We start from the raw sequence: 19,242 nt of genomic DNA on the forward strand, positions 1-19,242 counted from the left end.
GATAAAAATATATAACACATTATTTAGTTCAGAATGATTGATTTTATTAAAAAAAATATCTTTATCATTTTAATATTTTTAATCACTTTATTCATAGGTTTTGTAACTTTTTTAACGTTTATTGATAAAAGTTTTTTAAAATTATCCGATGATAATCTTCAGATTTTATTAATTGGAAATATTGTGTTGTTAATACTTCTTTTTTTTATGATATTTTCAGAAGTAAGAAATTCTTTAAAAATAGACGTTGACGTAAGTGGCTCTAAAGCTAATAGAAAATATATAACATTTTTTGCATTATTTACTTTAATTCCCTCAATTTTAATTTCTTTATTTTCATTATTTCTCCTTTCATTTGCACTTGATAAGTATTTAGATAAAAAAATAACAACAGCTGTTAATAATTCTTATGAAATTGCAAAAAGTTATACAGAAGAAGTCAGAACGAAAACACAATCAGAAATAATTTTAATAGCATTTGATTTAAACAAAAGTATAAATTTTTTAACAACCAATATTAATCAATTTAAAAGTTTTCTAAATACGCAAAAACTAATTAGAGGTATGGATGAAGTTCATATTATTGAAGGTAATGGAAATTTATATTTATCAACTTTAGAAGATAATACCTTATATACTCCTCCTTTGCTTGAAGCTTTAGAAATGGTCCAAAATGATAAAAGGCCACTTAAGATTATTAATGCTTTTAAAAATCAAACAGCATCAATCATAAAACTTGAAAATTTTGACGGAAAGTATTTGTATATAATTAAATATTTAGATAAAAAAATTTCTCAATATTTACTTGAGTCTGAAGAGGCGCTTAATTTTTACTATACAGTTTTAAACAAACAAACTGGAATTAAAATATCATTTGTATTTATTTATCTTGTTATAGTTTCGTTATTATTATTTTTATCAATATCAATTGCCATAAGATTTTCATCAAGATTTTTTAGATCTATTAATAATTTAATTATTGCATCTTCTAATATTGGAAAAGGAAATCTAGATATTAAAGTACCAGAAATTAAAACCGATAAAGACATGGAGGTTTTAAATCAAAATTTTAATTTAATGATAGATAAATTAAAATCGCAGCAAGAAAAGCTTATAATTAAAGAAAGACACGAAGCTTGGGAAAATTTAGCTAGAAAATTAGCTCATGAAATTAAAAATCCACTTACACCTATTCAATTAACTATTGATAAATTAAAGAGTAAATATTCAGAAAAAATAGCAGATCATGAAAAAGATGATTTTTCAAAAAGCTTGCTGATCATTGGAAAACAAATTAAACAAATTGAAAATTTAGTTAATGAATTTTCTGATTTTGCAAGAATGCCAAAACCAATTCTTAAAGATAACAACTTAGTTTTTTTGATAAAAGATAATATTAAATTAATAAATGAATTGGATAATGAAATTATAATTGATTTCAATTCAAGTAAATCCAATATTCTTTTAAACTGTGATAGTGAACAATTAAGTAGAGTTTTCTTCAATTTAATTAAAAACTCTATTGAAAGTATTCAGGATAAAAAGATAGATAATGCCGATTTGATGGGAAAAATTGATATTTCTATAAATGAAAATGATGAAAAAATTAACTTCATAATTATTGATAACGGATTAGGATTTGGAATATTTGAAAACAATATAAAAGACATTCTAAATCCTTATTTTACAACAAAGAAAAAAGGTACTGGTCTAGGTTTATCTATTGTTAATAAAATAATTAATGATCATAATGGAAAAATAAATTTTGTTTCATTGGGAAGTAGAGCAAAAATAGAAATTGTATTTATAAAATAATGAGCACTGAAATATTAATTATTGATGATAATGCAGATATTAGAAATATAATAAATGATCTAATAATTGAAGCTGGCTACAAAACAAGATTAGCTGCAAACTATAATCAAGCTTTAAATGAGATTGACAAAAAACTTCCAGATGTTGCAATTATAGATGTTAAGTTAGACAAAGGAGACAACGATGGTCTAGAACTTCTATCTCACATTAAAACTAAGGATAAAAATATTCCAGTTATAATAATCACAGGACATGCAAACGTAGAAATGGCCATTAAAGCTTTAAAAGCTGGTGCTTTTGAATTTATTGAAAAACCTTTTAACCAAGAGAGATTATTAAATTTTGTTAATAGGGCTGTTGAAAATATAAATCTCAAAAATAAGAACAAGGAATTTGAAAGTAAACTTTTTTATTCGTATGATTTAGTTGGAGTTAGCAATAATATTAAAGATATAAAAGACCAAATTAAAAAAATCTCAGTTTCTGAAAGTCGAATTTTTATCAATGGACCTACTGGCTCTGGTAAAGAGTTAATTGCAAGAAAAATACATAAAGAATCTAAAAAACAAATGGGCCCTTTTGTTATCCTGAATGGTGCATTGTTAGATATTAAAAAATATGAATTAGAATTATTCGGTGAGGAGAAAGATAATGGTTCTATAATTTATGGTGCTTTAGAGAAATCATCAAAGGGTATCCTTTTAATTGATGAAATTTCTGAAATCCCACTAGATACACAATCTAAAATTTTAAGAGTTTTAATAGATCAAAAATTTAAGAGAATTAATGGTAGTCATGATATTAATGTGGATGTAAGAATTATATGCTCATCGAGCAAAGATATAAAAAAAGAAATAGAAAATGGTAATTTTAGAGAGGATTTATATCACCGACTTAATGTATTTGAAATTAACATTAACCCTCTAAAAGACAGAGTTTCCGATATACCATTATTAGTTGAATATTTTTCTGAAAAAATATCAAAAAATTATAATTTAAAAAAATTAAGTATCGATACAAATAATGACTATCTACTCAATTATAATTGGCCAGGTAACGTTAGAGAATTAAGAAATTTAATAGAGAGAATTGCAATACTTTCACCTGATAGTGATGATAAAATTTCAAATATTATTAAAGAATCCCTAAAAACACCAGATATTAAGAATGTATCATCAGAAAACTCTTTATCTATACCATTAAAAGAAGCTAGAGAAAATTTTGAAAAAGAGTATTTAACTACACAACTGAAAAAATTTAATGGCAATATATCAAAAACTGCTGACTTTATAGGAATGGAAAGATCCGCTTTGCATAGAAAACTTAAAGGTTTAGGGATCAAGGAATTAAATTAAATGAATATTATAATTTGTGGTGCTGGTAGAGTGGGTTTTACTATAGCGAAAATTTTAAGTGAGCAAGGCCACTCTATAACTGTAATTGATCAATCCAGTGAAGATATACAAAAGATAGATGACACATTAGATGTTAAATCTATTGTAGGTAAAGGCACTTATCCTTCAATTTTAGAAAAAGCAAACGCAACTGATGCTGATATGATTATTGCAGTAACACGTAATGATGAAATTAACATGTTGATATGTCAAATAGCATTTTCAATATTTAACGTTCCAAAAAAAATAGCAAGGATCAGATCACAAGATTATTTAAATCCTAAATTTACAAAAGTTTATAATAAAGAAAATTTACCAATAGATGTTATTATCTCACCTGAAATAGAGATAGCAAAGTCTCTTCAAAGAAAATTAGAAGCACCTGGCTCATTAGATAACGTCCCTTTTGCAAATAATAAAATTAGATTGTTAGAGATTTTTATAGATGGCAATTGTCCAATAAAAGATATTAAGCTTAACGAGCTTACCAAAAAGTTTCCAAAATTAAATTCTAATATATTGGGTGTAATTAGAGATGAAAAATTTATTTTATTAAAAAAAACCGATGTAATGCTTAAAGATGATAAAGCTTATGTTGTAATTAATGCCTCACAAATGAACGAAACTTTAGCAGCCTTCGGTCATACAGAAAAAATTTCTAATAAAATTTTGATTATTGGAGGGGGAAATATAGGCTTTAACTTAGCAAAAAATTTAGAAGAAAGTTTTGATTCTGCTAGGGTTAAGATAATAGAAAAAGACAAAGGAAGAGCAGAACTTATTGCAAGCCAATTAAATAACACAATTGTTATAAATGGTGATGCCCTTGATGAAGAAGTTTTACTAGAGGCAAATTTAGAAGAGGTTCAAACCGTTTTGGCCCTTACAAATGATGATGAAGATAATTTAATGGTAAGTGTATTAGTTGAAAAATTCGCTAAAGATAACGATGAGTTAAGTGACAAAAGAACCATGGCTTTGATTAACAAGCCCAATTATTCTCTTTTACAAACTTCTTTAAAAATTGATGATTTTATTGATCCTAGAATGAATACCGTTTCAAGTATCTTAAAACATATTCACAAGGGAACAATTGAAAATGCTTATAGTATTTTAAATGGTGAATATGAAATTATTGAAGCAGAAATTATTGAAACCTCTGAATTGGTAAATAAAGAATTAAAAAATTCAAATTTGCCTGATGAAATAAGAATTGGTGCAGTTTTAAGAGATGATGAAGTTATTATCCCTAGATCAAATTTTGTATTTAAAAAACAAGATATAGTTGTTCTTTTGGCTAAAAAAGATTTCTTACATGTTGTAGAAAACATGTTTCGTATAAGCTCTATTTAATTTAATGAAATACTTTAAACTCATTTACTTGAGTGTTTTTTTTGGAATTATCTCTATCTTAGCTTTTTTTAATATTACCTATTCCTATTATCTAAACCTTTACCTAAATTTAAATACTTACGTATATACATTTTTGGTATCAATTTTTTTAGCCATACTATTTTATTATATAAAAAATAATGATGAAAAAAAAATAACAATATATGAAAAAATATTAACAATTCTTCTTGGTTATTTTTTGTTACCACTGGTGATTTCAATACCTTTTTACTTTAGTATTTATAACATAACTTTTGTTAATTCATTCTTCGAGTCAATTTCTGGTTTCACCTCAACTGGCTTTACTATTTTTAATAATATTAATCATATTGATCAAAGCTTAATATTATGGAGATCTGCATCACAGTGGGTTGGTGGTCTTTATTTTTTATTTTCTATAATATTATTGATTGATATCTTTGATCATAGTTTTAAAAAATCTTTAACTAACTTTTTATCTTTTAATAAATCTGAAACTTTTAAGCAAGCTTTGAAAATATTCCTATTTTATTCATTAATTACACTCGCAATTTTTATAATATTAAGTTTTTTTGATATCAGGTTGTTTAATTCCCTAAATCTAGCTATGACTATAATTTCATCAGGTGGTTTTTTACCGTCAAATAATTTGTCTAATATATTGATCAATAATTCTCAAGTTATAATTACGTCTGTGTTATTACTAACTTCTTTTTTTAGTATTTTTTTGATTTACAATTTAATCTTCACAAAAAATCATAACCTTAATTTCTTTAACGAAGATATCCATTTGTTATTTTATTTATTAAGTTTGTTGATTATCTTTTTTGTATTTCTAAACTTTGAAAATAATTTTAGTGAATTATTTTTATCTTTAACGAGCAGTATTTCAAATGCAGGATTTTCATTAAATAATTCTTCTAATAATTTATCATTTATCTTTCTAATACTTGTTATTATTGGTGGTTCTTTTTTTTCTACAAGCTCAGGTATTAGATTCTTAAAAATTTATTCTTTATTTAAATATTCAATTAACGAAATTCTTTCTTACAGTCGACCTAAAAATATTTATATAAACAAACACTTGTTTTCAAAAGATTCATTTAAATTAAATGAAATTTATAAATATTTTTTATCAGTAATAGTTTTTATAATTTCTTTATTAATCTTAACTTTTTTATTAACCCTAAGTGGAATTGATTTTGAAAGCTCTTTTAAGCTCTCAATTTTAACAATAATGAATACCGTAAATTCTTCAATGTTTGGGTTAAGTGATTTTAGTTTTTATGATCTGCATTTTATCACCAAATATTATCTAATTTTATTTATGATTGTTGGTAGACTGGAGCTTTTAACTCTATTGATTATTTGTAAAAAATTTCTTTTTAAAAATTAAATTCGTACTATAAATATGATTATAATAATTTGCGCTCTTAGCTCAGCTGGATAGAGCATCGGTTTTCTAAACCGAGGGTCGGTGGTTCGAGTCCACCAGAGCGCACCATTACTAGATAGTACACTCAATTGTTAACGTGACACCATATATGGGTGAAACAGTTCTAGTAAATCCATTTTTACTTTGATCAACTTCATAAAATGATAAACATTTAACTTAATTCGAATCATTTTGAATTATTTGTTAACAAATAAATAAATAAATAAAAACAGAGGAATATAAATGTTTAAATACTCAAAACAATTATTTGCCGTTTTAGCTGCTGCTTCTATGCTTTTTGTTGTCGCTTGCGACCAACAAGGTGGAAAACAGTCAAAAGGTAAATCAAAAACTCTTAAGAATACTCAAAGTAAAGGTTTCGTAAGATGCGGTGTATCTCAAGGTCTACCTGGATTTTCAAATGCTGATGCAGCTGGAAATTGGACTGGTGTTGATGTTGATATATGTAGAGCAGTTGCTGCTGCAGTACTGGGTGATGCAAGTAAAGTTAAATACACTCCACTAAGTGCTAAAGAAAGATTTACAGCTCTAACTTCTGGTGAGATTGATATCTTATCAAGAAACACAACTTGGACACTTTCTAGAGATGCTGACATTGGATTAACATTCGTTGGAGTTAACTTCTACGATGGTCAAGGTTTCATGGTTAGAAAAGATTCAGGAATTAATTCTGTTGAAGATTTTGCTAATGGAATTTCTGCTTGTACTAATATTGGTACTACAACTGAACTTAATATGAGAGACTTCTTTAATTCTAGAGGAATTTCTTATGAGCCAGTTGCTTTTGAAAAAGCAGATGAAGTTGTTGCAGCTTATGATTCAGGCAGATGTGATACTTACACAACTGACAAATCTGGTCTTGCAGCACAAAGAACAAAAATGACTAATCCTGATGAACATATGGTGTTACCAGAGACTATTTCTAAAGAGCCTCTAGGACCAGTAGTACGTCAAGGTGATGCGGTTTGGGAAGACATCGTAAGATGGTCTCTAAACGTAATGATCGAAGCTGAAGAGTACGGTATCACTTCATCAAATGCAGATTCTATGAAATCTTCTGACAACCCACAAATCAAAAGACTTGTTGGTTCTGAAGGTGAATTAGGTGCAGCATTTGGTTTAGATAACGATTGGAGCTTAAGAATTATCAAACAAGTTGGTAATTATGGTGAAAGCTACAAGAGAAATATCGCTGATACTGGTATTTTACCTGACAGAGGTCCAAACCAATTATGGACTAAAGGTGGAATATTATACGTACCACCAGCAAGATAATTATTATCTAATTAAACACATAAAGGGCTAGGTTTATCTAGCCCTTTTTTTATAATATCACCTAATGAAATTAAAAAAAATCCTACCTCAACTATTAACAATATTATTTATAATTTTAATATTTGGTTTCTTTACCATGAATGCTCAAGAGAACATGGATACAAGAGGTATCCAGTTTGGTTTTGGTTTTTTAAGTCAAGAAGCTTCATTTGATATACAATTTTCTTTAATAGATTATGATGGTTCACACTCTTATGCTAGAGCTTACCTTGTTGGTCTTTTAAACACCCTGTTAGTTGCATTCATTGGAATTATTCTAGCTACACTGTTGGGTCTTGTTGTTGGTATTGCAAGATTATCTCCAAATTATTTGATTAGAAAAACTGCTTCTTTTTACATAGAATTTTTTAGAAATATTCCATTGTTATTACAGATTTTCTTTTGGTATTTTGCTGCACTTAGAGCACTGCCAATGCCTCAAGATGCTACACTGTTATTAGGATCATCTTTTATGACTATAAAGGGTCTTTTTACACCAGCTCCGATTTGGACAAATTTTGATGTTTTTTTTATAACAATAATTGTTGCAATGATTTTAGTTTTCTTTTTTGTAAAATTTGCAAAAAAAAAACAAGAACAAGAAGGTAAACAGTTACCGGTATTAATTATCTCATTAGCTATTTTTATGGGTCTACCGCTTTTAACATTTTTAGTAGGTGGTGTTGATTTGTCATTTAGTTTTCCAGAATTAAGAAAAATGTCTCAATCTTCTTACACATTTGATGGAGGTATGGGTATACCACCTGAACTGATTGCATTAACTTTAGCATTAACCCTTTATACGGCAACATTTATTGCAGAAAATGTTAGGGCAGGTATTCAAGGTATTGGTAAAGGACAAAAAGAAGCTGCCGCATCAATTGGCTTAACACCAAGCCAAGTTTTGAAATTAGTAATTATGCCTCAAGCATTAAGAATAATTATACCACCAACTACTAATCAGTATTTGAATCTAACTAAGAACTCTTCTCTAGCTGCTGCTATTGCATACCCAGATTTAGTTTTGGTTTTTGCTGGAACTGCTATGATGCAAACAGGAAAAGCAATTGAAATTGTTGGTATTACAATGGCTACATATTTAACTATTAGTATTGCAATTTCATTATTAATGAATTGGTATAACCAAAAAATAGCGATTAAGGAAAAATAATGAGTTCAGATAATTTTAATTTGTTAAAATCTAAATACCAAAAAAGCAGAAATTTTTCTCTGACTTTAGGAACTTTATTTTTTTTCTTAGGTATTTTTGATTTCTGTTTAAATAATTTTTTAGGTACAAATATTACCTCTTTTTTACCTAGGTTTATCAACTTTTTTACTCCTCTAATCTTTGGAGTAATTGGGCTTCATTTTATTAGAATTGAATTTTCGGGTATTAAAATTCTAGATAGTCTTAATAAAAATATTAATCCAAGTAATTTCAATGCTGCTTTAAGTTTGTGTATTATTTTTCTTATAATATTTGCACTTCCTCCATTATTAAATTGGTTCATTTTTGATGCTAATATTTCTGGTGATACTAAAGAAGCGTGCACAGGTGGTGGTGCTTGTTGGGTTTATATTAAAGTTTGGTTTAATAGATTTATATATGGAATGTATCCTAATGCCGAACAATGGAGAATTAATGTAACATTTATTGCTGTATTAGCCTTCATGGCAGCTGGATTCTATACACCTGCTAAATTTAGAAATTACCTTTCTTTTTACTACACACTTATACTGCCAATTATTTCTTTTATCTTAATCTACTATTTGATTTCAGGGGGTTCTTTTGGACTTGAATGGGTTGAAACAGGTGCTTGGGGTGGTTTATCTTTAACTTTTATTGTTGCATTCTTCTCTTTAATTTTTTGCTTTCCAATAGGCATGATGTTAGCCCTTGGAAGAAGATCGGATTTACCTATTGTTAAATATTCATCTCTTTCATTTATAGAATTTTGGAGAGGTGTTCCTTTAATTACAGTTTTATTTATGTCAGCAGTTATGTTTCCAATGTTTCTACCTGATGGAACGTATGTCGATAAACTAATTAGAGTAGTTGTAGCAATTACTTTATTTGAAGCAGCTTATACAGCAGAAGTTATAAGGGGAGGGTTACAGGCGCTACCTAGAGGTCAATACGATGCGGCCAAGTCACTTGGTATGGGTTATTGGAAACTTCATATCTTTGTTATTCTTCCACAAGCATTAAAATTAGTAATACCAGGAATTGCCAATACATTCTTAGCACTTGTAAAAGACACACCATTAATTTTTGTGGTAGGTCTTTTGGAGGTAGTTGGTATGTTAAATTTAGCTAAAACAAATCCAAAATGGCTAGGATTTTCAATGGAAGGATATGTATTTGCTGGAATAATATTCTGGATTATTTGTTATAGTATGAGTAAATATAGTCAAAAATTAGAATTAAAGTATAAAACAGATAGATAAATTATGTCAGATTCAATTATTCAAATTCAAAATGTAAACAAGTGGTTTGGAGACTTTCATGTATTAAAAGAAATTAATCTTGAAGTTAAACTTAAAGAAAAAATTGTTGTTTGTGGACCATCTGGATCGGGTAAATCTACACTAATTAGATGTATTAATAGATTAGAAGAACATCAAAAAGGATCAATCATAGTTGATGGTACTGAAATTTCTGAAGATACAAAAAATATAGAACAAGTTAGAGCTGAAGTTGGTATGGTTTTTCAACAATTTAATTTATTTCCGCATTTGTCTATTTTAGATAATTGCACGTTAGCACCTATCTGGGTTAAAAAATTGTCTAAAAAAGAAGCAGAAAAATTAGCATTAGAACACCTTGAAAGAGTACAGATTTTAGATCAAGCTCAAAAATTCCCAGGTCAATTGTCAGGTGGACAGCAACAAAGGGTAGCTATTGCAAGAGCACTTTGTATGGAGCCTAAAATTATGTTATTTGATGAGCCTACATCTGCATTGGATCCTGAAATGATTAAAGAGGTGCTAGATGTTATGGTTAATTTAGCGAAACAAGGCATGACAATGATTGTTGTAACTCATGAGATGGGCTTTGCTAAAGAGGTAGCTGACCAAATGATTTTTATGGACGAGGGTATGATTGTGGAAAAAGCCACAACTAAAGACTTTTTTGCTAACCCAAAAAATGATCGTACTAAACTTTTCTTAAGCCAAATTTTATAAGCATTTATTAGGTATACGGTACAACAATTTTTCTTCTTAAACTAGGTTATAATATCTTGACACAATTTACTTTTTTGTACCTAATTTATTAAAATAAAAAAATTTTTCTGTTGCGATAACATCTAAAAATTAGTTCAATAGGTTTTTTTAAACTAACTTTAAGAGGGGTCTTAATGGAAGATAATTTTAATAAACATTTAGGTAATAAATTAAAGCTAAGAAGATTAGCTTTAGGTCTCACTCAAACAAAAGTAGCAAAAGCAATTAATGTAACATTTCAACAAATTCAAAAATATGAAAAAGGAACTAATGGAGTTAGCTCAATAAGACTTCTTCAATTAGCAAATTATTTAAAAGTTCCGGTAAATTATTTTTTTGAAGATTTTTCAGAATATTTATTAAACCTAGAAAGATCTCAAGAAGGTCATATGAACGTAAATTATAATTTTTTAGTTAAATTATATTCTGAGCTTAATAACGATCAAAAACTAAAGTTTAGTAAATCTTTACAAGTTTCAAAAATTGGAATTTCAAAAGTAGGCTAATATAAAAATTTTTTTAAGACCCTAATTTAGTCTAATCACTTATAAAATTTATTTATAATACAATCTCTACCTCACACATATAAATTTAAGTAAAAATAATCTTAATAAAGTTTTTATTAAAAAGTTGAAGGTAAGGTTTTGGCTCCTCGGGTAGGACTCGAACCTACGACCAATTGATTAACAGTCAACTGCTCTACCAACTGAGCTACCGAGGAATATCAAAATCACAATCTACTTTTTTTTTAAAGTAAAACAAGATTTTTTTTGGAGGCAACGCCCAGAATCGAACTGGGATACAAGGATTTGCAATCCTCTGCGTAACCATTCCGCCACGTTGCCCTCACATGTCATAATAAATCAAATAGTGAACCTTTTATATATAAAATATTAATAATTAGTCTACCAAATAAGCTACCAAATTGATTATTGTTAATTGATATTATTAAATTATAAACTTATGAATACCTTATGAGTAATGATAAATACATACATTCTGATGTTGAAGATAAGATTTACTCTTATTGGGAAAAAAATAATTTATTTAAACCTACAGCAAATAAAAAGAAATTTTCAGTAGTTATACCACCACCAAATGTAACAGGCAGTTTACATATGGGCCATGCTTTAAATAATTCAATTCAAGACCTTTTGGTGAGATATCACCGTATGAATAATTATGAAACGTTATGGCAACCAGGAACTGATCATGCGGGAATTGCTACACAGGCTTTAGTAGAGAAAAAATTAACTGCTGAAGGTATTGATAAAAATGAAATTGGAAGAGAAAAATTTATAGAAAAAGTATGGGAATGGAAAGAGCAATACGGTGACATTATAATCAATCAACTTAAAAAATTAGGTTGTTCGTGTGATTGGTCAAGAAATGCTTTTACGATGGATGAAAATCTTTCTAAATCTGTGGTTAAAGTTTTTGTTGAACTTCATAAAAAAAAATTAATTTATAAAGATAAGAAATTAGTTAATTGGGATACGGTTTTAAAAACTGCCATTTCTGACTTAGAGGTAGATCAGAGAGAAGTTAACTCTCTAATGTACTATATAAAATACTCAATTGATGATTCTAATGAATTTATTACAATTGCAACCACAAGACCTGAAACAATGCTTGGTGACACAGCCATAGCCGTAAACCCAAAAGATGAACGTTTTAAAAGTTTTGTAGGAAAAAATGTTACAGTTCCAATTGTTGGTAGAAAAATTAAGATTATAGAAGATGATTATGCTGACCCTGAACAGGGAACGGGTGCATTAAAAATAACGCCAGCTCATGATTTTAATGATTATGATGTAGGTAAAAGAAACAATCTTGAAATAATAAATATTTTTACAGAAGCTGGTAAAATAAATCAAAATGCACCAAAAGATTATATTGGTCTTGATCGTTTTGAAGCTAGAAAGAAAATATTAAAAGAACTTAAAACAAAAGAATTTTTTGTAAAAGAAGAAAATATTAAAAACAAAGTTCCATATGGAGATAGATCAAACTCTGTAATTGAACCTTTTTTAACCGAACAGTGGTTTGTCGATGCAAAAAAATTATCCACTAAAGCCAAAGAAGTTGTTAGTTCAAAAAAAACTAATTTTTTCCCTGATAATTGGTCAAAAACTTATTTTCAGTGGATGAATAATATTGAACCTTGGTGTATTTCAAGACAGTTATGGTGGGGCCATCAAATACCTGCTTGGTATGGTCCAGATAAAGAAATATTTGTTGCTGTTAATGAAGAGAATGCAAAAATTGCTGCAAAAAAACATTACAATAAAGATGTAGAATTAGTACGTGATCCTGATGTGTTAGATACATGGTTTTCATCTGGTCTTTGGCCTTTTGCAACATTAGGTTGGCCTGACAATAAAGAATATGTTGAAAAATTTTATCCAACGTCAGTTCTTGTAACTGGTTTTGACATTATATTTTTCTGGGTTGCTAGAATGATTATGTTTGGAATGGAATTTTTAGATAAAGAGCCTTTTAAAGATATTTATGTTCATGCACTTGTTAAGGATGAGAAGGGTCAGAAAATGTCAAAATCAAAAGGAAATGTAATTGATCCTTTAGATTTAATTGAAAAATATAGTGCAGATGCTTTGAGATTTACTTTACTGTCAATGGCATCACCTGGCACTGATGTAAAACTTTCTGAAGATAGAGTTAAAGGATATAGAAATTTTTTAAATAAATTATGGAATGCAAACAATTTTTTGATTACCAATAATTGTGACTTTTCTAAAATTGAAGAAAAACCAATTTTATCAATTAATATTAACAAATGGATTTATGCTGAACTTATAGAAACTAAGAATAAAATTGAAAAAAACTTAGGAGATTACAGGTTTGATGAAGCCGCAAAAAATGCATATCAATTTACTTGGCACTCTTATTGTGATTGGTATTTAGAGTTATCTAAAACAATACTATTTTCAGAAGATGAAAAAGTAAAAGATGAAATAAGACAAGTATCAGCTTATGTGTTTAAACAAATATTAATATTATTACATCCATTCATTCCATTCGTTACAGAAGAAATTTGGTTAAATAATAAATTTGATAACTCAGGTAAAGATTTTCTGATGTTAGCGAATTGGCCCTCTGGAGAGATTGAAAGAGACTCGTCCACTAATCAAGTTGAAAAAATTATTAGCATAGTCTCTGAATTAAGGTCATTTAAAAATGAATTAAGTATAAGTCCTGGGTCATTTATAGATATTTCAGTAGAGAGTGTTAGTGAAAAAGAACAATCATTTTTTACTGAAAATGAAATTATTCTAAAAAAACTTGGTCGTATTAAAAACTTACATAATAAAGATTTAGATAAACCAGCTGCTACTTTAGTAGTTTCAAGAGATCTTTTTAAAGTATATTTTGATGAAGATATTGATTTAGAATTAATTAAAAAAAACCTAACTACAAGACAAAATAAATACCAAGAAGAAATGAATAAAATATCACAAAGATTAGCCAATAAAAGCTTTGTTGATAGAGCGCCAAAAGATATTGTTGATCAGGAAAAAACTAATTATAATAATTTAAAAAATGATGTTGAGAGAATATCAATAACTATAAAGGGTATATAATGGCAAAATTTAACAAAAAAAAATTACCAAGCAGACATACTTCATTAGGTGCTGATAGAGCTCCACATAGATCTTTTTATTATGCGATGGGTGAAACGGAAAAAGATGTAGCAAAACCATTTGTTGGTGTTGTTTCAACTTGGAATGAAGCTGCTCCTTGTAATATTGCTTTAATGAGACAGGCTCAATCTGTTAAAAAAGGTGTTAGAGCTTCAGGTGGAACTCCTAGAGAATTTTGCACAATAACTGTAACTGACGGTATTGCTATGGGCCATGAAGGAATGAAATCATCTTTAATTTCTCGCGAAGTAATTGCCGACTCAACTGAACTTACTGTACGTGGTCATTGTTATGATGCACTAGTTGGTATTGCTGGTTGTGATAAATCTTTACCTGCATTAATGATGGCAATGGTTAGATTAAATGTTCCAAGTGTGTTTATTTATGGTGGATCAATACTTCCAGGACAATACAAAGGTAAAGATGTAACTGTTGTTGATGTCTTTGAAGCGGTTGGAAAACACTCAGCTGGAAAAATGTCTGCTAAAGAATTAAGAAAATTAGAGTTAGTTGCATGTCCAAGTGCTGGTGCGTGTGGAGGACAATTTACTGCAAATACTATGGCCTGTGTTTCTGAAGCTATTGGATTAGCTTTACCTTATTCAGCTGGAACACCTGCTCCATACGAAGAAAGAGATAAATATGCATTATTAAGTGGGAAAACTGTGATGAATTTATTAGAAAAAAATATTCGTCCAAGAGATATTGTTACAAAAAAATCTTTAGAAAATGCTGCAACAATAGTTGCGGCTACAGGTGGATCGACAAATGCCGCGTTACACTTACCAGCTATTGCTAATGAAATTGGAATTAAGTTTGATTTAATGGATGTAGCTAAAATATTTAAAAAAACTCCATACCTTGCTGATTTAAAACCTGGTGGAAAATATGTTGCAAAAGATATGTGGTTAGCTGGTGGAGTTCCTATGTTATTAAAAACTCTTTTTGATGGTGGTTTTATACATGGTGATTGCATGACTGTTACTGGAAAAACAATGAAACAAAATTTAAAAAATATTAAATTTAATCCTAAGCAAAAAGTTTTAAGAGCTTATGACAATCCTTTATCACCAGATGGTGGTGTTGTGGGTCTTAAAGGTAATTTAGCTCCTGATGGTGGAATTGTTAAAATTGCTGGTTTAAAGAAATTACAATTTACTGGTAAAGCTAGATGTTTTGATAACGAAGAATCGGCAATGGCTTGTGTGCAAAAGAAAAAATATAAAGCAGGCGATGTAATTATTATTCGTTATGAAGGACCAGTTGGTGGTCCTGGCATGAGGGAAATGCTTTCAACAACTGGTGCTATTTATGGTCAAGGTATGGGTGAGAAGGTTGCCTTAATTACAGATGGAAGGTTTTCAGGTGCTACGAGAGGTTTTTGTGTGGGTCATGTTGGCCCTGAGGCGGCCTTAGGAGGCCCTTTAGCTCTTTTACGTAATGGTGATGTAATTGATATAGATGCCAAAAAAGGGACTATTAACGTTAGATTAACTAAATCACAATTAGCTAAAAGACGTAAACAGTGGAAAGCAAAAAAATCAAGCTTTGGATCTGGTACTATTTGGAAATATGCTCAAACAGTAGGTCCCGCTTATTTAGGTGCACCAACACATCCTGGTAAAAGAAAAGAAGTAAAAGTTTACGCTGATATTTAATGAAAATTAGACCCGTTATTTTATGTGGCGGAGCAGGAACTAGACTTTGGCCGAATTCTAAAAATCATCAAGCAAAGCAATTTATTGATTTTGGTAATTGGACTTTATTAGGCAAAACTCTTGATAGAGTTAAATCTTCAACTTTTGATGCACCTATCATAAGTACAAATCTTAAATATTTAAAAGAAGTAAAAAAACATCTTAAAAAACATAAGATAAGTAAATATAAGATTATTTTAGAGCCTGCAAAAAGAAATACAGCACCAGCAATTCTTGCATCAGCATTAATTAAAGATATTCCAAACGAACAACCCTTAATGTTTTTTGCAGCAGATCACTTAATAGAAAAAGCAGGTATTTTTAATAAAGCTATTAATAAGAATAAAACTAACTTAACAGATCAAAATATTTTCATTTTCGGAATTAAACCAATATCTCCATCAAGTGAATATGGTTATTTTTTAACAAAAAAAATTAAAGGTAATATTAATAAAGTAACAAAATTTATTGAAAAACCAACTGAAGCTAAAGCCAAACAAGTTATTAAGCAAAAAGGTTATTGGAATTCTGGTATGTTTTTTTTAAGAAAAGACTCAATAATAAATAACTTTAAAAAATACCAACCTACAATATATAAAAATTGTGTTAATGCTGTTTTAAAAGCTAAACTTAAAGATAAAACTTATTATCTAAATAAAGTATCCTTTGAAAAAGCTACTGCTAAATCTTTTGATTATGCAATTTTAGAAAAAACGAAACAGATTAATGCAATTAAATTAGATATTCCGTGGTCAGATCTTGGCAGCTGGAAAGAAATCTTAAAAATGTATGATAAAAATAAGAACAAGTATTATAAGAAAAAAAATGTTTTTTATCGACCATGGGGTAGGTACGTTAACTTGTTTGAAGGCAAAGGTTTTTTAATTAAAGAATTATTTGTTAAACCAAAAGGTATTTTAAGTTTACAAAAACATCATCATAGATCAGAACATTGGTTGGTAACTCAAGGAACTCCCAAAATTACACTTAATAAAGATAGCTTTTCTAAAAAACAAAACGATCATATTTTCATTCCATTAGAAGCAGTTCATAGAATTGAAAATCCTGGTAATAAACCTGTTAAGATTATTGAAGCTCAAGTTGGCTCAATTTTAAAAGAGAGTGATATTGTTAGGTATCAAGACGTATACGGCAGAGTAAAATAGATTTTAAGGTTTTTCAGAAATTTTTAATGGCAGATCTAATGTTACATCAAATCTTTCTTTTTTTGTTATATCTTCAACCTGTTTAGCTTTTTTCTCTAAACACCATTTTTCATAAATTTTACAAAATGTGAATATCCCATTGTATCTATCAATCATTCTTACATTATCTAATTCATCTTTTATCAAAAATTTAATATCATATAATTCCTTAATATTAACTTCTGTTAAAATTTCTCTTGAGTCTGGATTGTAATATCCAGAACCATCTTCACAGGGGGTTTCTAGAACTTCATCTATATATTTTTGAAAAACTTTTCCTCTAATAAAATTATTTTCAAAGTCTTGAGAGTTAATAGTTTCATAAATTAATCTTCTTAAAGGAGGCTTGTTCATCTCAAACCACATTATAAGTAATTCGTAATAAATTAATTCATACAATCTTATATGTATGGGTTTGCCCTTAACTATTCTTGACCAATTAAGATATCTTCTTATATCTATATTTCTTTCAATACTTTTCATGACAAGTATTTTTTATTAACCTCCTTTAATTGTAGTGTAGCCACATCTTTTACATTCAAGTGTTGTAACTCTATCTGTTGGTGCAAAACCAAACTCAATATTTAACGTTTTGTAGTCATGTATGACCATAAAACAGAGTATTTTTATCATTTTCAAAAACATAATTTTGACACTTTAAATTGTTAAATTTATTTTTTGATGGTCAGCAGATAGCTGAAATAATTGCGGTGATTTGAGAAATAACTATACCGCAGAATTAGATTAAGTTCTACAAGTGTTCAGCTATTTTAAACTTATTTAATTAAGTAGAGATCTTTTTAAACTTTTTTAAAAACAAATATGGCCGTATTAAATAATAATACGACCACATAATTAATATTTAAAACCAATTATTTGGAATAATGATGTAGTGAATTGCAAGTACAATTGCAACTGACACCGTTAATCCTACAGTCATTTTAAGAAAGTCTTTACCAATCAAAGGAAAGACATATTTAAACTTATAGTCTTTATTCATTGTAGATATTGCAAGCTCTCTACCACACAACAAGCCAACAAATACCCATGTTGTTGACATTGGTAAATCATTAAGTTCTTTAAAGTAGTAAAGAACAGCAGCATAAATCACATTAATTATTGTTGCTGATCTTGCGTATCTAGTTCCAGTTTTATCTAAAACAACTTTTTGAATTGTTCCTCCGTTTATGTAGAAGATATAAAAAAGAAGAGCTGTAAAGTATGCAAGAACAATTAATAATAAATTTACACCTATTTGTCTTGGAAGATATACGGCTATATTAGCTACGTCGTGAGATAACCAAACCCACCATAACCAAGCAGAAGTTACCCATACAGAATTTCTCCAAAAACCTATCCATTTATCTTCAACTTCATCAAATTTCTCATTGATAAATTTAGATACTACTATCCAACAAATGTATGCTGCAACAGCTGCTAAGCCATATCCTACAACACTCTTCATAAGCATTTTTTCAAGAACTACAGTTGATGCAAATGCTGACAGAACTAAAAAGGTAGTTGAAACAGGTATACCTATTCTTGTTAATATTAAAAGTATTCCAGGAGCCACAGCATGATACCACTGTATTTCTTGGAAAGGAATTCTTGTTAATCTTCCATAAGATATATCACCAGCATTACTGTACCAGCCCCATGTGATTGCAAGTATCATCACAAATGAAGCAGCGCTTGCAAGCGTATACCATTTAAACCATTTTTGTTTTGACGCTATAAATGTTCCAAGCGTTTGAATTGAATCATTTGCTATAACGCTATATCCCGCTAAAGCAAAGCCGATGATCGTATATATTGTTGTCATTTCCATCTTATTTTTCCTATTTTTAATTTATCTTTATTGTTTTCCATTTCGAACGATTCTTATTCTTGATGTCGATTTAATAGAGAAGAGAAATTTTATCTATAGGTAAATTTATTAATATTTTTTGTGATGAGTTGATTCATCGATCATTATATTATTCAAAGTTGAAGTCTATATAGAGAATTTATTAATATTATTTGAGAGATGATGATTCATCGTTAATTATATTAATTAATAATTTTGTCTAGTTGTATAATATTTTAAATACAACTTATTAG

The 19,242-nt window shown here is 28.6% G+C and carries 15 protein-coding genes and 3 tRNA genes; 13 read left to right on the forward strand and 5 right to left on the reverse strand.

Translation table 11 applies throughout. The features are described 5' to 3' along the window. Positions 1–33: 33 nt before the first annotated feature. The 10 genes from AC5YGC_RS02975 (at position 34) to AC5YGC_RS03020 (ending at position 11,084) form a co-directional block, all read left to right on the forward strand. Positions 34–1,815 carry an ATP-binding protein gene (locus tag AC5YGC_RS02975; protein ID WP_496140163.1) on the forward strand — a complete coding sequence of 594 codons (1,782 nt, stop codon included), beginning with the start codon at positions 34–36 and terminating at the stop codon, positions 1,813–1,815. Then, complete coding sequence (locus AC5YGC_RS02980) at positions 1,815–3,170, forward strand: sigma 54-interacting transcriptional regulator (protein WP_496140164.1); 1,356 nt, start codon at positions 1,815–1,817, stop codon at positions 3,168–3,170. Before AC5YGC_RS02975 ends, AC5YGC_RS02980 begins: the two co-directional genes overlap by 1 nt. Beyond that, positions 3,171–4,562 (forward strand): Trk system potassium transporter TrkA, encoded by a 1,392-nt coding sequence (gene trkA, locus AC5YGC_RS02985; RefSeq protein ID WP_496140165.1) that lies wholly within the window; start codon positions 3,171–3,173, stop codon positions 4,560–4,562. It abuts the gene before it with no gap. A 4-nt stretch (positions 4,563–4,566) separates the two neighbouring features. After that, positions 4,567–5,976, forward strand: a complete 1,410-nt coding sequence (locus AC5YGC_RS02990) for a potassium transporter TrkG (RefSeq protein WP_496140167.1) — start codon at positions 4,567–4,569, stop codon at positions 5,974–5,976. A 31-nt stretch (positions 5,977–6,007) separates the two neighbouring features. After that, positions 6,008–6,084 (forward strand) — tRNA-Arg (locus AC5YGC_RS02995). Positions 6,085–6,258: 174 nt separating this feature from the next. Then, positions 6,259–7,311, forward strand: a complete 1,053-nt coding sequence (locus AC5YGC_RS03000; protein WP_496140168.1) for a transporter substrate-binding domain-containing protein — start codon at positions 6,259–6,261, stop codon at positions 7,309–7,311. 64 nt (positions 7,312–7,375) lie between these two features. After that, complete coding sequence (locus AC5YGC_RS03005) at positions 7,376–8,521, forward strand: ABC transporter permease subunit (protein WP_496140169.1); 1,146 nt, start codon at positions 7,376–7,378, stop codon at positions 8,519–8,521. Beyond that, positions 8,521–9,801 (forward strand): ABC transporter permease subunit, encoded by a 1,281-nt coding sequence (locus AC5YGC_RS03010; RefSeq protein WP_496140170.1) that lies wholly within the window; start codon positions 8,521–8,523, stop codon positions 9,799–9,801. Before AC5YGC_RS03005 ends, AC5YGC_RS03010 begins: the two co-directional genes overlap by 1 nt. Positions 9,802–9,804: 3 nt before the next feature. Then, positions 9,805–10,539 carry an ATP-binding cassette domain-containing protein gene (locus AC5YGC_RS03015; protein WP_496140171.1) on the forward strand — a complete coding sequence of 245 codons (735 nt, stop codon included), beginning with the start codon at positions 9,805–9,807 and terminating at the stop codon, positions 10,537–10,539. A gap of 173 nt (positions 10,540–10,712) precedes the next feature. Beyond that, positions 10,713–11,084, forward strand: coding sequence for a helix-turn-helix domain-containing protein (locus AC5YGC_RS03020; protein WP_496140172.1), 372 nt, complete (start codon positions 10,713–10,715; stop codon positions 11,082–11,084). A 139-nt stretch (positions 11,085–11,223) separates the two neighbouring features. On the opposite strand, the gene AC5YGC_RS03025 is transcribed toward AC5YGC_RS03020, so the two are convergent. Then, positions 11,224–11,299, reverse strand: a tRNA-Asn gene (locus tag AC5YGC_RS03025). Positions 11,300–11,349: 50 nt separating this feature from the next. Next, a tRNA-Cys gene (locus AC5YGC_RS03030) sits at positions 11,350–11,423 on the reverse strand. 129 nt (positions 11,424–11,552) lie between these two features. On the opposite strand from AC5YGC_RS03030, the gene AC5YGC_RS03035 reads away from it, so the two are divergent. Genes AC5YGC_RS03035 through AC5YGC_RS03045 form a run of 3 tightly spaced genes read left to right on the forward strand, consistent with a single transcriptional unit; the run spans position 11,553 to position 17,103 of the window. Next, positions 11,553–14,180 (forward strand): valine--tRNA ligase, encoded by a 2,628-nt coding sequence (locus AC5YGC_RS03035; RefSeq protein ID WP_496140173.1) that lies wholly within the window; start codon positions 11,553–11,555, stop codon positions 14,178–14,180. Continuing rightward, positions 14,180–15,898, forward strand: coding sequence for a dihydroxy-acid dehydratase (ilvD, locus tag AC5YGC_RS03040; protein WP_496140174.1), 1,719 nt, complete (start codon positions 14,180–14,182; stop codon positions 15,896–15,898). The genes AC5YGC_RS03035 and ilvD overlap by 1 nt, the downstream gene beginning before the upstream one ends. Continuing rightward, positions 15,898–17,103, forward strand: a complete 1,206-nt coding sequence (locus tag AC5YGC_RS03045; RefSeq protein ID WP_496140175.1) for a sugar phosphate nucleotidyltransferase — start codon at positions 15,898–15,900, stop codon at positions 17,101–17,103. The genes ilvD and AC5YGC_RS03045 overlap by 1 nt, the downstream gene beginning before the upstream one ends. A 3-nt stretch (positions 17,104–17,106) precedes the next feature. Here the strand turns inward: AC5YGC_RS03045 and AC5YGC_RS03050 are convergent, their stop codons facing one another. From AC5YGC_RS03050 to AC5YGC_RS03060, 3 genes are all read right to left on the reverse strand, one after another. Beyond that, entirely contained in the window at positions 17,107–17,625 is a 519-nt protein-coding gene (locus tag AC5YGC_RS03050; RefSeq protein WP_496140176.1) for a hypothetical protein, read from the reverse strand. A gap of 15 nt (positions 17,626–17,640) precedes the next feature. Beyond that, positions 17,641–17,775: a hypothetical protein gene (locus AC5YGC_RS03055; RefSeq protein WP_496140177.1), complete on the reverse strand. Its 135-nt coding sequence runs from the start codon at positions 17,773–17,775 to the stop codon at positions 17,641–17,643. Positions 17,776–18,004: 229 nt separating this feature from the next. Next, positions 18,005–18,964 carry a hypothetical protein gene (locus tag AC5YGC_RS03060; protein ID WP_496140178.1) on the reverse strand — a complete coding sequence of 320 codons (960 nt, stop codon included), beginning with the start codon at positions 18,962–18,964 and terminating at the stop codon, positions 18,005–18,007. Between the last annotated feature and the right edge of the window lie 278 nt (positions 18,965–19,242).

This window comes from Candidatus Pelagibacter sp. uisw_138 (assembly GCF_059512485.2).